General features: G+C 44.5%; 14 protein-coding genes. 1 reads left to right on the top strand and 13 read right to left on the bottom strand.

All coding sequences use genetic code 11. The annotated features are described in order from the left end of the window. The 10 genes from hemC to lonB form a co-directional block, all read right to left on the bottom strand. Positions 1 to 945 (bottom strand): hydroxymethylbilane synthase, encoded by a 945-nt coding sequence (gene hemC, locus ASG89_RS15455; protein ID WP_057311606.1) that lies wholly within the window; start codon positions 943 to 945, stop codon positions 1 to 3. Further along, a complete protein-coding gene (locus ASG89_RS15450) occupies positions 942 to 1,664 on the bottom strand; it encodes a bifunctional precorrin-2 dehydrogenase/sirohydrochlorin ferrochelatase (protein ID WP_235549778.1) in 723 nt (240 codons plus the stop codon). The genes hemC and ASG89_RS15450 overlap by 4 nt, the downstream gene beginning before the upstream one ends. A 26-nt stretch (positions 1,665 to 1,690) precedes the next feature. Next, a complete protein-coding gene (locus ASG89_RS15445; RefSeq protein ID WP_057311604.1) occupies positions 1,691 to 2,521 on the bottom strand; it encodes an inner membrane protein YpjD in 831 nt (276 codons plus the stop codon). Positions 2,522 to 2,553: 32 nt separating this feature from the next. After that, on the bottom strand, positions 2,554 to 3,957 hold the full coding sequence (hemA, locus tag ASG89_RS15440) for a glutamyl-tRNA reductase (RefSeq protein WP_057311603.1): 1,404 nt from the start codon (positions 3,955 to 3,957) through the stop codon (positions 2,554 to 2,556). 153 nt (positions 3,958 to 4,110) lie between these two features. Next, a complete protein-coding gene (locus ASG89_RS15435; RefSeq protein WP_057311602.1) occupies positions 4,111 to 4,647 on the bottom strand; it encodes a hypothetical protein in 537 nt (178 codons plus the stop codon). Positions 4,648 to 4,766: 119 nt separating this feature from the next. Then, entirely contained in the window at positions 4,767 to 5,174 is a 408-nt protein-coding gene (gene speD / locus ASG89_RS15430; protein WP_057311601.1) for an adenosylmethionine decarboxylase, read from the bottom strand. A 307-nt stretch (positions 5,175 to 5,481) separates the two neighbouring features. Beyond that, positions 5,482 to 6,069, bottom strand: a complete 588-nt coding sequence (locus ASG89_RS15425) for a hypothetical protein (protein WP_057311600.1) — start codon at positions 6,067 to 6,069, stop codon at positions 5,482 to 5,484. Between the two features lie 242 nt (positions 6,070 to 6,311). Beyond that, complete coding sequence (gene yihA, locus ASG89_RS15420; protein WP_057311599.1) at positions 6,312 to 6,962, bottom strand: ribosome biogenesis GTP-binding protein YihA/YsxC; 651 nt, start codon at positions 6,960 to 6,962, stop codon at positions 6,312 to 6,314. A gap of 17 nt (positions 6,963 to 6,979) precedes the next feature. Next, positions 6,980 to 9,331 carry an endopeptidase La gene (gene lon / locus ASG89_RS15415; RefSeq protein ID WP_057311598.1) on the bottom strand — a complete coding sequence of 784 codons (2,352 nt, stop codon included), beginning with the start codon at positions 9,329 to 9,331 and terminating at the stop codon, positions 6,980 to 6,982. Positions 9,332 to 9,493: 162 nt separating this feature from the next. Further along, positions 9,494 to 11,212, bottom strand: a complete 1,719-nt coding sequence (lonB, locus tag ASG89_RS15410) for an ATP-dependent protease LonB (protein ID WP_057311597.1) — start codon at positions 11,210 to 11,212, stop codon at positions 9,494 to 9,496. Positions 11,213 to 11,410: 198 nt separating this feature from the next. Between lonB and ASG89_RS15405 the strand changes: the two genes are divergently transcribed. Then, positions 11,411 to 12,091 (top strand): N-acetylmuramoyl-L-alanine amidase family protein, encoded by a 681-nt coding sequence (locus tag ASG89_RS15405; protein WP_162259703.1) that lies wholly within the window; start codon positions 11,411 to 11,413, stop codon positions 12,089 to 12,091. A 1-nt stretch (position 12,092) separates the two neighbouring features. Here the strand turns inward: ASG89_RS15405 and ASG89_RS15400 are convergent, their stop codons facing one another. The 3 genes from ASG89_RS15400 to clpX all read right to left on the bottom strand — a co-directional run bounded on the left by ASG89_RS15400 (position 12,093) and on the right by clpX (position 15,543). Then, positions 12,093 to 12,896, bottom strand: a complete 804-nt coding sequence (locus ASG89_RS15400; RefSeq protein WP_082593273.1) for a divergent polysaccharide deacetylase family protein — start codon at positions 12,894 to 12,896, stop codon at positions 12,093 to 12,095. Between the two features lie 180 nt (positions 12,897 to 13,076). Then, a complete protein-coding gene (gene ispG, locus ASG89_RS15395; RefSeq protein WP_057311595.1) occupies positions 13,077 to 14,177 on the bottom strand; it encodes a flavodoxin-dependent (E)-4-hydroxy-3-methylbut-2-enyl-diphosphate synthase in 1,101 nt (366 codons plus the stop codon). Positions 14,178 to 14,274: 97 nt separating this feature from the next. After that, the gene (gene clpX, locus ASG89_RS15390; RefSeq protein WP_057311594.1) at positions 14,275 to 15,543 is read right to left on the bottom strand and encodes an ATP-dependent protease ATP-binding subunit ClpX; all 1,269 of its coding nucleotides are present in this window, start codon (positions 15,541 to 15,543) and stop codon (positions 14,275 to 14,277) included. Positions 15,544 to 15,551 lie beyond the last annotated feature (8 nt).

Below are 15,551 nucleotides of genomic sequence, written 5' to 3'. Positions count from 1 at the left end.
TCACTCCCTCACCTCAGCTAGAATCTTCTCGGCTCCTTGTGCGATGAGCTTCTCTGCGACTAGCGCACCCAACGCTTCCGGATCATTGCCGGAAGCCGTTTCCTTCAGCATGGTCACGCCATCCGGCGTCCCAACCATGCCTGTCAGGGTCAACAGCGGGGCGTCGTCCCCGCTGCTGTTCTCGACGCTCGCGTAAGCGCCGAGCGGCACCTGGCAGCCTCCATTGAGTCTGCCGAGGAAAGCCCGCTCCGCTCGCACCGCGAGCGCCGTTGGTTCATGCTGGAACTTGCCCAGCAAGTCCAGTACGAAGGTGTCGTTGCCGCGACACTCGATGCACAGCGCTCCCTGCCCTACGGCAGGGAGGCATAGCTCGGGCGGCAAGTACGCGCTGATGCGATCTTGCCAGCCGATCCGGTGGAGACCGGCGGCGGCAAGCATAATCGCATCGAAGTTCTCTTCTTCGAGCTTGCGCAGCCTCGAATCAATGTTGCCCCGGATCGACTCGATCCGGAGGTCCGGGCGGTGGTGCTGCAGCTGGCTAGCCCGGCGCAGCGAGCTTGTACCGACGAGCGCACCCTGCGGAAGCTCGTCCAGCGATCCAGCACCGCGCGTGATTAGCGCGTCGCGCGGATCCTCACGCTTAGGAATTGCACCCACAACGAGACCTTCCGGCAGCTCGAAGGGCATGTCCTTCATGCTATGGACGGCGATATCAATCTCGCCGTCTGTCAACGCCTGTTCGATTTCCTTCACGAACAGACCCTTGCCTCCGACTTTGGATAACGTGACGTCCAGAATACGATCGCCTTTCGTTACAATTTTCTTAATTTCAAATTGACATTCGATCCCGTGCTCTTTCGCCAACTGCTTCAAAAGCTCTACGGCTTGTCCTGTTTGAGTCAGTGCCAATGCACTTTGTCTTGTCCCTACAATAATCGTTCTCATTCGTCTCCGCCTCCTATACGTGCTGCCAAATCATTGATGAAAGACCAAGAAGACAGTTCACTCTCTCCCTGCTCTTGCGTTTGCATCCAAGCGGCGCCTTGCAGTGCTATGTCAAACTTCACTTTCCAGTCTTTAAACTTACCTTCACGGATCAAGCGCATGAGATCCCATGCCAGCATTTCTTTGAATAAACGCTGTCTAGCTGCTTTATCCTGAACCTGATTCTGAATCAACAAGCGAGTTTCGCTTAGAAAATCCAAATAAATTTCATACTCATCACCGTACGTCTTGTCAATTTCTTTAGCAATCTTACGTGCCGCTGAAGGACTAGCGCCACCTGTGGAAACCGTAATCACCAGCTTGCCTCGACGAACCACGGAAGGTAAGATGAACGAACTCAACTCAGGTTTATCAACAATATTGACGAGCAGCCCCTGAGCATTCGCCTTCTGTGCGATCTGCTGATTCACATGAGAATCGTTCGTTGCCGCGATGACCAATGCATAACGCGCCTCACCATGGCACCCCCATATCATGGGGTCATAGATTTGTTTCTTAAGCATCACGTCAGAGCGGTTCTCCAGTCCTAGGATACCGGCTGTGAACGTCGGACTGACAACTGTCACCTCTGCACCTGCCTGCAGCAACGAGCGTAATTTCCGTTCTGCAATCGGCCCTCCGCCAACAATCAGGCACCGGCATCCAGCTAAATTCATCATTATGGGATAAGGATGCTGCCAGCTATTTAACTCCATATCCACCCATGAAAACCAGAAACAAGGTTCGAAACAACGAAGTTCAACACGACGATACAGAACGCTGCTAGGTTCCACACAGCTAGCCTATTGCCTGAAATTTGCATGGATTTATGTTGAAATAAGTAAAACGCATATGCCGCTAAGACGAAAAATGAATTAACGACTTTAGCATCGTAAAGCAGATTGCGGTCTCCCTCTAGAACGACCCAAACAACCCCAAGACTTAAGGCCATAAGCAGAAGCGGCGCCCCGATAATGACCGATAAATACGTATAATGCTCAATTTTCTCCAGAGACGGCAATCTCATAACAGCCTGAGAGAAATTTTTACTCTTTAATCTTGTATGTAAAAATATGTACATGCCCGAAAAAATAGCGGCAATTGAAAATGCGGCATAGCTGCCAATCGCTAACGAAATATGAATGAATAATAGCTCATCATTGACTTCCCAATTGGATTTGATTGGCATCACATTGGGATTCCCGAAGATATTCAGCGCAAGAATCGAAAACCCTAACACGTTCACAAAGAACACAAACAATTCAATACGGAAAAAGCGGTTGATTATCAACGAAATTGTTACTAAAAGCCATGAAAACATGAACAGCACGTCTGACCTGACGAATGCCCATTCCGTTAAATGCCCATACAAACTGATAGCCAAGTAAGCGGTCTGCAAAACCCATACAAACAAAAGCAGCCCCGTCCCCATCCGTTTCGCGCTCCGGCTCGCATTCGCGAAATCCGAAAAGTAAAACAGTAGGCTCAGGGCATACATATAAATCATCGCATCAAACAACCAGCTGCTTGTTACCATGGCACCTCTCCTAGGCGGTTAGCGCCTTTTTATCAAGATGGGGCTAGAACATCCGCGTTTTGTAAACCACGTACGGACAACTTCTCATCCAACGTTTGTTTACTTTCCACTTTGTTAAAGCCTGACTCTAACTCTTGTGCTATTTGATCTGCCTGTTCTTGTTGTTTAAGCGTATCTTCTAATGCAAAAAGTTTCGTGAAAATCTCAAGCGCATCGTCACCATGACGCTCGCCAGCCATTTCTTTGATCCGTAGGATCGGATCACGCAACACTTGATTCACAATACTCTTCGTTAATTTGCGAATCACCTTAATTTCACGTTCATCCAAATCAGTCAACTTATTCAGCATGTTCTCCATGGTTTCTTCGTGAATCTGATTCGCTTTTGTTTGCAAAGCACTAATCAACGGGCTGACGCCAAGTGTCTTCGTCCATTGCTCAAAGGCAGCAATTTCGGATGTGATCATGATCTCAATTTTAGCCGCTTCTTTCTTTCTCTCCTGCAAATGTTTATCCACAATATTCTCTAAATCATCAATATCGTAGAGGAACACATTAGGCAAGCCGCTAATCCCCGGATCCAGATCGCGCGGAACTGCGATATCCATCATAAAGAGCGGACGTGATTTTCTTTTTTGCACGTAAGTTTGAATATCTTTCTTCGTCAGAACGTATCCAGGCGCTCCAGTCGAGCTAATGATAATATCAACCTCAGGTAAATATTGCGGCATATCTTCTAGTGTACAAGCCACACCGCTGAATTTGCCGGCTAAGTCCATTGCCCGCTCCAATGTGCGATTCACTACGATAACTTTGTTGGCACCATTTGCATACAAATGCTTCACAGTCAACTCACTCATCTTACCCGCGCCAATGATCATAATGGTCTTGTTCACATAGCTTCCAAAAATCCGCTTACCCAGTTCTACAGCAGCATAGCTAATCGAGACTGGATTATTACTGATGCCTGTCTCTGAATGTGCTTTCTTCGCAAGTGTTATCGCTTGTTTAAACAACGTGTTGAAATAAGAACCCGTAGCTTTCAATTGTTGAGACGCTAAAAAAGCATCCCTCACCTGACCGAGAATCTGAGTTTCCCCGATGACCATCGAATCAAGCCCCGTTGTGACACGAAACAAATGTTCAATTGCTTTTTCATTCTCATACGTATATAAATGCTTCTGGAACTGATCCTTCGTCACATGAAACCAACGCTCAAGAAAGTGCGTCAAGTAGTGACTACACAGCTGAGGCCGATCCACGACGGCATAAATTTCGGTGCGATTGCAGGTGGCAACAATGACACACTCCAAGATGCTTTTCGTCTCTTTCAATTCCGCAATTGCCTTCGGTAAATCTTGATCCGAGAACGCAAACTTCTCACGAATTTCTACCGGGGCTGTCCGATAATTCAAACCAACTGCGATAATATGCATGGCTACCACCTGCCTTTCCGTCTATTTAGAATCATTATAGCACAGCAGATCAGACATTCCGACAAAATATTTGAATAAATTATGAATGCTTTGGTTCTGATCGTTAGTTTTAACAGCTCTGTGCTCCTCTATACCTCATACATGTAGAATCCCCTATTGCAGCCCTTTTTTTCTTAAAAAGGAAGTCAGTTCGCGATCTAGTTTCGATAACTCGCTGTTCTGCGATGAAATGATTTCCCCATTCGATGCCATCATTTTCTCATAAATCTCATACATGTGTCCAAATTGCTTTTGAGCCTCCTTTAGTGTTAGCGTCTCATCCGCTTTCAGAGCTCTGACGCCACCGAGCTGCAACCTCTGTATGAATTGGCTTAATTGGTTCATGAAACTAAGTGAGCCCAACTCCTCTTTTCCCCCTGCTGCCAAAATCAGTCGCTCATGTGTGTATTCCGCTGAGTACAGCGCTCGTCTCACTGGATCGAGCTCATTCGTACTTTTACTCTGTGAGGCTTCCTCTAAGCTGCTCTTCAATATTTCCATTTGAAATAAGGATACTTGGAATAGTAAATGTGTGGCATTGTGATCTTCCTTTTGATGACCTAGCATCTGGGCGAGTTGATGTATAGGCCAAATGATCAGAAAGAGAACAACGATATACAGCACCAATTTCCTAATAATTTTATGATTCAAGCTACTTCCCCCACCTCAAGTGATCTGGACATGTATCGCCAATATCATTGTATGGGTATCTGAACAAACAAATAACCACGGATTTCTCCGTGGTTATCGTTATGGTAAGGTGCAGAATTTTATTTAACAAGCTCTGCTTGCTTTATTTCAGGAGTTTCTACTTGCAGTTCACCCATTCCGCGAACAAGTTTCTTCGCATAGAACGTTTCTGGTTTTAGTACGGATACCATAAAGTCGATTGCTAATTGAGGGTCGACTGTCTCACCACATGTATAACAATCAAGTGCGGCAAAACCTCTCTCAGGATAAGTATGAATGGAGAGATGACTCTCGGACAACATTACGAGAACTGTTGCTCCTTGTGGTTCGAATTGCTTGGATTGTACAGATAAAACAGTTGCTCCACATACTTCGGCAGCTTCAACCATCTGAGCTTGCAGCCATTCTGCATTGTTCAGAAGTTCAAAATCTCCCCCCCAAGTATCAACAGCAACGTGTCTTCCGAAAGTTGAGTATTCTGTTTCCATCTTTCGGTTCCCCCTTCCTAGGAATAAAATGTGTGAAAAAAATTTCATCCGCTAGGACCTACGTCATTCACTTCCCGAGGGTATAATCTCTCGCAACATTCAATGTCCTGAGTGAATCCTGGTTCCTATATTGTTTCAACGAGAATAAAAATAACATCTATCGACGATAAATGCAATAGTTTTTTTTACTCAACCCTAACTGTCACACCGACGCCATATCTAAATTATGTCGGAATGCCATTGTATGTGCTTCAAAACAAAGAGAGACCCAAAAATGGGTCTCAACAAATACAGCATGTATGGGTGATTATGCCTCCAAAACGAACAAACGATGTGTCAGCTCATTGAGGCGAATGTCGATCTGATGGTGTTCATCCCTAGCCTGCAGTGTGTTACGCATATCAAGAAGGTGATTGATTTGATCGTAGATCATTTCAATCTCTTGCTCAACTTCTCTCTTCTGGAACATCATCTGCATGAGGCCAATGGTATCTTTGTGCTCATAGACAATTGTTAACAGTTGACCTTTGATTTCCTCAATCTTAACAACAGTTCCGCGTTCGTAATAATAAACCATCGTGTAGCTTGGGTAAATCCGATTGACTTTAGCGCTGCCTTTGAATTCCGATACTGCTTTACGCATTAAATTAGCTAATAAGGTATTACTTAATCTGCAGGATCCTGTGCATTCATATAGGCCCGATTTCTTTTCAAATGAAAGGACAATTTCTTGACCTGCTCCATCTTGAAAAACAACTTCTTGATTCCCGTTTTCCAAAACTTTGACTTGCAGTGTCACTCCATGGTCCACAAACATTTGAAAAAACTTCAACATATCGGCTTCTGTTAACTGGAGGCAGGTTTTGACATATTCAGTCGCTAACCTTTGTGCCATAAAAATCCCTCGATTCTTTGTTTTCAAGCCATTAACTATTACCTTGCTTATTATTATACTACAAGAGTCTCGAATATTCCTGCCAGCAATTCATGATAATCAGCCAAATATTCTGAAAAAAGCTTGATAAACAGGAATGCCATCAAATTTCCCCCAGTTTACCTCACTTTCCCGTATGCTTCTTTTTGATTTCCTCTATCTTTGAACGCTATACTCAAAAAAACGCAAAAACCGCCCTGCGATTAGGACGGTTGCGGATCGGTACTAGCAGTTGTAAGAACTTCTTCGGTTTGAGGCTCCGGCTCGCCATAAGCAATCGCTTGTTCTAGAATTCCCCACAGTTCATCTTTGCCAAGCCCAAGCTCAGAAGAGAACATCAGCGGCTGAACTCCTTTATCCATCCCTAATGTTTCACGTACAATCTTCAAATGTTTCGGCCATCTGCTCTTAGGAATCTTGTCCGCTTTGGTCGCAACAACAAGAACAGGTACATCCATATGACGAAGCCATTCATACATCGCCTGATCATCTTTGGAAGGCGGATGTCTTAGATCGACTAGCTGCATCACTAGGCGCAGAGGTTCACGATTCAATAAATAACCCTCAATAAATTTACCCCATTGCTCACGCTTGGTTTTGGAAACCTTCGCGTAGCCGTATCCAGGAAGATCAACAAAATATAAGTCCTGATTCACTTTATAATAGTTAAGCGTTTGTGTTTTGCCCGGTTGTGAACTGGTTCTAGCTAAGTTCTTACGAGAAATCAAACAATTAATGAGTGACGATTTCCCGACATTAGAACGCCCTGCCAGCGCAATCTCTGGCAAGGCATCCTCTGGATATTGGCTAGGTCCAACCGCGCTGATAATAAATTCAGCTTGATTGACTTTCATGAATGGTCAACTACTTTCTAAGTCGATCCGACGTTAGCCGTCGGCTTATTTGTGATAAGTGCATGTTCCAGCACTTGATCCATGTGGCTGACAGGGATGAACGTCATCTCTGTACGGACACTTTCTGGTATTTCGATAATATCTTTCTCGTTATCATGAGGTAAAAGGATAGTACGTATTCCTGCACGATGTGCCGCTAGTGCCTTTTCCTTCAAGCCTCCGATCGGTAGTACGCGGCCGCGAAGCGTGACTTCTCCAGTCATCGCAACTAAGCGTGAGACCGGAATGTTCGTCAAGGCAGAGATTAGCGCGGTAGCCATTGTAATGCCCGCTGATGGACCATCCTTCGGAATAGCACCTTCAGGAATGTGAATGTGTACATCATTCTTCTCATGGAAATCTGAGGCAATCCCAAGAACTTCAGCACGCGAACGTGTATAACTGAATGCTGCTTGCGCAGATTCCTTCATCACATCACCAAGCTTACCCGTCAAGGTTAACTTGCCAGTACCAGGCAACACAGATACCTCGATGACGAGTGTATCTCCCCCGACTTCCGTCCAAGCTAGACCTGTAACAGCACCGATCTGATCTTTCTCTTCTGCAACATTATATTTAAACTTAACGGGACCTAAATAGTCAGTTAAGTTATCTACCGTTACATGAACAGGTGTCTCTGGGTCTGAGACGATCTTCTTCGCTGCTTTACGATTCATGCCTGCAACTTGCTGTTCAAGATTACGCACGCCTGCTTCTCTCGTATATTCACGCACGATCTTCATTAATGCAGCCTCATCAACGACAAGTTGCTCTTCTTCAAGACCGTGATCACGTTTCTGCTTCGGAAGTAAATATTTCTTGGCAATTTGGAGCTTCTCAATCTCCGTATAACCTGGAATATATAGAACCTCCATCCGATCTAACAGAGGACGAGGAATATTATGCACAGCATTCGCCGTGGTCACAAACATCACGTTGGATAAATCAAAAGGTACTTCAATGAAATGATCGCTAAAAGTGCTATTTTGTTCAGGATCCAATACTTCAAGCAAGGCCGAGGCAGGATCTCCACGGAAATCCATCGCCATCTTGTCAATTTCATCTAATAAGAAAACGGGATTATTCGCGCCTGCGTTCTTCATGCCCTGAATGATTCGTCCAGGCATGGCGCCAACGTACGTACGACGATGACCACGAATTTCAGCTTCATCTCTCACGCCGCCTAGCGAAATCCGGATGAACTGCCTTCCCATCGATCTAGCTATTGAACGCGCAATCGACGTTTTACCAACCCCAGGAGGGCCAACCAAACATAGAATCGGACCCTTGAGCTTCTTGACTAGCTTCTGTACAGCTAAGTACTCCAGTACCCGCTCTTTCGGCTTCTCTAGACCAAAGTGATCCTCGTTCAGTATCTCTTCTGCCTTATCTAAATCCAAATCGTCATCGGTCTGTTTGTGCCAAGGAAGACCTAGCAACCAATCGATATAATTGCGAATGATGCCGCCTTCTGCAGAAGTTGCAGGCATTTTCTCCAATCGATCAATCTCTTTCTCAACCTTCTCACGAACCTTATCCGGAAGCTCAGCTTCTGCTAGCTGGGTGCGTAACTCATCAACTTCGCCAGCACGACCTTCTTTATCTCCAAGCTCTTTCTGAATCGCCTTCATCTGCTCACGGAGGTAGTATTCCTTCTGTGTTTTCTCCATTTGCTTCTTAACTCGCTGACTGATTTTGCGTTCGAGTTCAAGTACTTCCCGCTCATTATTCAAAATATTCAGCATTTTCTCGAGCCGTTCACGTACGTCAACGGTCTCGAGAATATCTTGTTTATCTTTGATTTTTAGCGATAAATGACTACAAATCACGTCCGCCAAGCGACCAGGCTCATCAATATCAGAAACCGCGGCTAGTGTTTCAGGCGTTACTTTCTTAGATAGATTGATGTAATGCTCGAATTGACTAAGCACACTTCTCATCAAGGCATCAATCTCAGGGTCTGAAATCTCTTGCTCAGGCAATTCTTTTACGGTTACTTCATAATACTCGTCATTTGTTAAGTACTCTACGATCTCTGCGCGTAAAACACCTTCGACAAGGACGCGAATTGTACCATTCGGTAATTTGAGCATTTGCCGAACTTTCGCAATGGTTCCAATGCGATAAATATCCTCTTTGGTTGGTTCTTCTATGTTGATCTCTGATTGAGAGCAGAGGAGAATCATGCTGTCATCCACCATCGCCCGCTCGAGTGCTTTCACCGATTTTTCTCGCCCTACATCCAGGTGTAGAACCATGCTCGGATAGACCAGCAGTCCCCTAAGTGGCAATAGAGGCAATCTGCGCACTTTCATTTTTCCAGGCCCCATCCTCTGCACCTCCAATAATAGGGATCCTTGAACCTTCGTTCAAAGTCTCACCTTGTCTATGTGGGATTTTCTCCCTACGTTGCCCTTTACATTTTAACAAAACTCTAAACAAAACACCAATTGAGGGCTGACGCGCTATGTAAGGTAGCGGAAAGCCTCCCTTTAAGAGTCAATTGTATGCTGTGAATTGGCATGTAGAATGGGTAAAGTTGTAGCTGGAATCGTTCTTTCCATAGAGAAAGGTAAAGGAATCACATTATCATGAAGCTCAATGCCGAGTGCAGCTGCAAGCACTTCCTCAATTGTTTCTGCCGCAACAACTTCAACACCAGGTAAATCAACAAACATAGCTTGCCAATTTTCCTTTGGAATAATAACACGAGTAGCTCCCGCTTGAAATGCAGCCTCCACTTTAGCCACAACACCGCCAACAGGCTTCACTTTCCCATGTATGCTCATTTCTCCGGTCATCGCTAACTTGTTATCAACAGGTATTTTATGTATGGCTGAGGCAATAGCAGTAGCCATAGAAATACCTGCGGATGGTCCATCAATCGGCACCCCGCCAGGGAAATTGATATGCAAATCATAATCAGAAGTATTGAAACCTAGTTTCCTAAGAACAGTTAATACATTTTCCACAGAGCCTCTAGCCATGCTTTTACGACGAATGGTTCGGGAGCCTCCGCCCATTTCCTCTTCATCAACAACACCTGTAATATTGAATTTTCCTGTTCCTGCAACCGCAACTGGTATCGCCGAAACTTCAATCTCCAATAGAGTACCCAAATTAGGACCATAAACAGCCAAACCATTTACGAATCCAATTTGTGGCTGAGCAGGCACTTTGCGTTCTGGTCTAGGCGGAATTTGTGAAGAATTCACGACCCATTCAATGTCAGCTGCAGTAATCGAATCCCGCTTATCGGTTAGGGCAATACCCGCAGCTAATTGAATCACATTGACAGCCTCGCGGCCATTCGTTGCATATTTTGTTACAACTTCAATGGCTTCTTCACATTTCTTGAACCCAATTTTATCAAGCGCTTTTCTTGCAATTTCTCCTACCTCACCAGGCAAAAGTGGCCGAAAGAAAATTTCCAAACAGCGTGATCGAATAGCCGGAGGAATCTCGCTCGGTGTGCGGGTTGTCGCTCCAACCAAACGGAAATCTGCCGGTAGTCCATTCTGAAATATATCATGAATATAGCCTGGAATATTCGCATCCTCAGAGCTGTAATAGGCACTCTCCAAGAATACTTTACGGTCTTCAAGCACCTTTAATAATTTGTTCATTTGTGTCGCGTGCAATTCACCAATTTCGTCAATGAACAAAATTCCGCCATGCGCCTTCGTTACTGCACCCGGTTTCGGTTGCGGAATCCCAGCTACACCCATCGCACCGGCACCTTGATAAATGGGATCATGTACAGATCCAATCAGCGGATCAGCAATACCACGCTCGTCAAAACGAGCAGTCGTTGCATCTATCTCTGTAAATTTAGAGTCAGGTCGAAAAGGAGACTCTTGATTTTTCTTCGCTTCTTCTAATATGACACGCGCTGCTGCAGTTTTTCCAACACCGGGAGGGCCGTAAATTAGCACATGCTGAGGATTCGGACCACATAGCGCTGCTTTCAAAGCCTTCAATCCTTCGATTTGGCCAACAATATCCTGCACAGAAGAAGGTCTCGTTTTCTCAGACAGCGGCTTGGTTAGCGAAATGGATCTCAACTTGCGTAATTTCTCCAATTCTTTCCTAGACTCTCTATCCACTGCAGACTTGTTCGTCTGTTGATTTCGCAGTAAATTCCAGAAATACAACCCGATTACAACAGCAAAAAACACTTGAATAACCATTAGAACGATACTTAAACTCATGTGTTGAACCTCCTTAAACACGTCATCTTCGATTAGGTACGTTATATGTCTCGCCTATATGCCTGCCTTTGCTAATTTCCATTATTCCCGTGTAAAAGAAGGTTAATCCAATCCATGCAAACTTTTGCATCACGTATGATAGCCTGCTTAAGGAAGAAGGATAAGGGTAGTTATTCTTGCAAAAGGATGTGGCGGGATTTGAAGAAATATTTGTTGATTATCCTACTTGCGCTATTTCTTTGCGCGCCAAATTCGAAGTTAGCTTCAGCTGCTCGTTTTGATCCCCTTCTTCCATCCACTGATATTATTCTAGACGTAGGACATGGTGGAATCGATAGCGGGACCATGGTTGGCAAATATGAAGAAAAAGATATGAATCTAGCTATCGCCAAGAAAACGTACAAATCACTTGTAAAAAAAGGTTATCGCGTCATTATTAACCGAACAGAGGATTATGCGTTAAGCGATGATAACACTTGGTCATGGGGTGGAAGACATCGCAAAGATCTTGCACAACGCTCTGGTCTTGCCAATACGATTAAGCCGAGCATGATGCTCAGCCTTCATATTAATTGGGCCAAAAACGCGGGTACTCGAGGCCCACTTGTTATCTACCAAAATCAATCTGACAGTATTTTGTTAGCGAACCTCTTACAAAATGCATTGAATCAAGTATATGGTACGGAAGAGCTTCCTGTTCTTGGTAAAAAATATCATGTACTCAAGTATACAAAATGCCCTTCCGTCATTGTTGAACTTGGATTTCTATCTAATAAATCAGATCGCAAGCTCCTAAATGAGAGTCATCATCAAGCCAAGCTTGCCAAAGCCATTACGCATGCGGTCGAACAATATTTCGCCATGACACAATCGAAATAAGCTATTTGACCATTTGTGAAATAGGAACAAAGTTTGCTTCCTTCTGTATGCTTGGAATAGCTTCATGGATGACATGAGCGGTCTTCTTCCCTGGAGGCCCCACATGTCCTATAGCAATCACTTCATCCTTCTCGTGTATTAATTTTCTCAGTTTAACCATTTGCTTATTAATGTGACTGTACGTGTACAGATCATCGAAAAATAACAGATTCTCTGCATGCGGTACGCCGCGTGAATCTGCAATCTTGCCAATTAGGCTTTTCGGCGTGGTCCGGCTATCCAGTAAGATGAGATTTCGTTCTTTGCAAATTTCAATAAGAATCTTCATGACTCTTTCGTCCGCGGTCGCTTTGGAACCCATATGATTATTAATACCTATGGCATAAGGAACATCGTCAATCGCTGCAACGATCCGTTTATGTATTTCTTCGCTGGACAAATCCGTTGTGATGGCTCCCGGACCCAGCCAGCTTTTCTTTCCTCTTACAGGCTCCATGGGAAGGTGTAGAATGACCTCAAGACCCCTATCATGTGCTAACTGTGCATCTTGCTTCGTTGAAGGCAAGAAAGGCATGACAGCCACGGTAAATGGGATGGGCAGCTTCAGCATTTCCACTGTCCCCTCCATGTTATTGCCAAAATCGTCAATGACGATGGCTACTTTCTTCGTAATCGCTCCGGTCGGCGGTTGCGGGTTTACGCTTGGTTCTGCTTGTGTAAATCCTGGATTCACGATCAATACAACCCCTGCAATTAAGGTAAGGGCCACCTGTCGAGATAATACAAACGTTGAAAATAACTTCATCCTCTTCTCCTCCTTAAGTAAGAAAGTCTTACTGACAATTATTGAGCATGCTTTCCAGTTTTACTCATTATGCTTCTCTTCCTGGGCAAATATGCACTTAGGTGTGGGCATACAAAAAAACCGTTAAAGACTCTCATCGTTGAGTTCTTTAACGGTTTGTTATTTCAGTTATATAGATACTTAGTGCTGCTTGCGCCCAGGAATGATCCCAGTCTGTTCGTAGGAAGCCACAATAATATCAATTTCTTTTTTCAACTCAGCAAGCAATTCAGCCTCAGGCACTTTACGAATCATTTCTCCGTAACGGAACAGCATCCCTTCTCCACGAGCCCCTGCGATGCCAATATCCGCTTCTCTCGCTTCACCAGGGCCATTCACGGCACAACCCAATACAGAAACCTTAATTGGCACTTTGATTTTGGCAATATATTCTTCAACTTCATTCGCGATCGAGAATAAATCAATATCCAGACGACCACAAGTAGGACAAGAAACCAACGTCGCGGCGTTCGTAATTAAACCGAATGTCTTGAGCAGTTCTCTTGCGACTTTAATTTCTTCAACAGGGTCCGCACTCAAAGAAATACGAAGCGTGTTTCCGATGCCCATATTAAGCAAAGTCCCAATCCCCGCGGCGCTTTTCACAGCCCCTGTAAAGAGAGTCCCAGCCTCTGTAATCCCCAGATGAAGAGGATAATTAAATGCCTTCGCAGCTTGCGAATACGCCGCAATAGCCATAGGGACATCAGAAGCCTTCAAGGATACGATGATATCATGGAAATCAAGTTCTTCCAGAATGTTGATATGGAATAAGGCACTTTCTACCATCGCCTCAGGCGTTGGATAGCCATATTTTTCAAGCAGATGATTCTCAAGGGAGCCGGCATTAACACCGATGCGAATCGGGATTCCGCGCTCTTTACATGCCTTCACAACCGCTTCAACCTTCTCACGGCGACCGATATTACCTGGATTAATGCGGACTTTATCAATGCCATTCTCAATTGCGGCAAGAGCCAAACGATGATCGAAGTGAATATCAGAAACCAATGGAATATGAATTTGTTTCTTAATTTCCTTGATCGCTTCAGCGGCTTCCTTATTGTTGACAGTCACACGTACAAGTTGGCAACCGGCTTCTTCTAGGCGAAGTATTTCTGCTACTGTCGCTTTGACATCCGCTGTTTTAGTTGTGCACATGCTTTGCATGATTACTTCGTTACTGCCACCGATCGTTAAATCACCTACCCGAACGGCTCTGGTATCTCGTCTATGGAACATTTTGGTTTCTCTCCCCATGACACCAAACATCCTCCGCTCCAATTCCCAGAAATGGAAATCGGATTGGAGGCTGTGTGTTCATTTATAAAATTATAGGTTAAGCACTTTCTTCCTTCTTCTTACCAGATGGCTGAACGCCTTCTTTAGTTGTCAGAACAGGCGTAATCTTGTTTTGAACCGTTTCTTTGGAAACGACACAAGAAGATACATCCGTTCTTGAAGGAACTTCAAACATCACATCAAGCATAATGCTTTCAATGATGGCTCTTAAACCACGAGCACCCGTATTCCGTTTAATCGCTTCTTTGGCAATCGCATCAAGTGCATCTGCATCAAATTCAAGCGAAACGTTATCCATCTCGAGCATCTTCTGGTATTGCTTCACGAGTGCATTCTTAGGTTCGGAAAGAATACGCACAAGTGCTGCCTCATCAAGCGGCTCTAGAGTTGAAATAACTGGTAAACGACCTACGAACTCCGGGATCAAACCGAATCTCAATAGATCCTCTGGAAGGACCATAGATAGGTATTCACCTGGTTTCAAGTCAACTTTCATACCATCTGTGCTAAATCCAATTACTTTTTTACCGATTCTGCGTTTGATAATTTGCTCTAAACCATCAAAAGCTCCACCACAAATAAAGAGAATATTCGTCGTGTCGATTTGAATGAATTCTTGATGCGGATGCTTACGTCCACCTTGTGGAGGTACAGAAGCAACTGTGCCTTCAAGAATTTTGAGAAGAGCTTGTTGTACACCTTCACCGGAAACATCGCGTGTAATGGATGGATTCTCGGATTTACGTGCAACTTTATCAATCTCATCGATATAAATGATGCCGCGCTCTGCTTTCTCAACATCGTAATCAGCCGCTTGGATCAGTTTGAGCAAGATGTTCTCAACATCTTCACCAACGTAACCAGCTTCTGTCAACGAAGTTGCATCCGCAATTGCAAAAGGCACATTCAAAATTTTCGCAAGTGTTTGCGCAAGAAGTGTTTTACCACTTCCTGTTGGCCCTAGAAGGACGATATTACTTTTTTGAAGTTCAACATCTTCAAGCTTGTTCTGGGAATTGATCCGTTTGTAGTGGTTATACACGGCAACAGCCAAGGATTTCTTCGCTTGTTCTTGACCAATGACGTATTGGTCCAAAATATTACGAATTTCCTTTGGTTTCGGAACATCTTTCAGATCCAGCTCTTCTTCATGCCCTAATTCTTCTTCCACAATCTCCGTACAAAGCTCTATACATTCATCACAAATGTAAACTCCCGGTCCGGCAACAAGTTTACGAACTTGGTCCTGGGATTTTCCACAAAAGGAACATTTGAGTTGGCCTTTTTCATCGTTAAATTTAAACATGGGATCAC

Origin of the sequence: Paenibacillus sp. Soil766, assembly GCF_001428105.1 — a bacterium.
Lineage (GTDB): Bacteria > Bacillota > Bacilli > Paenibacillales > NBRC-103111 > Paenibacillus_E.
This window is presented reverse-complemented; position numbering and strand designations above follow the sequence as displayed.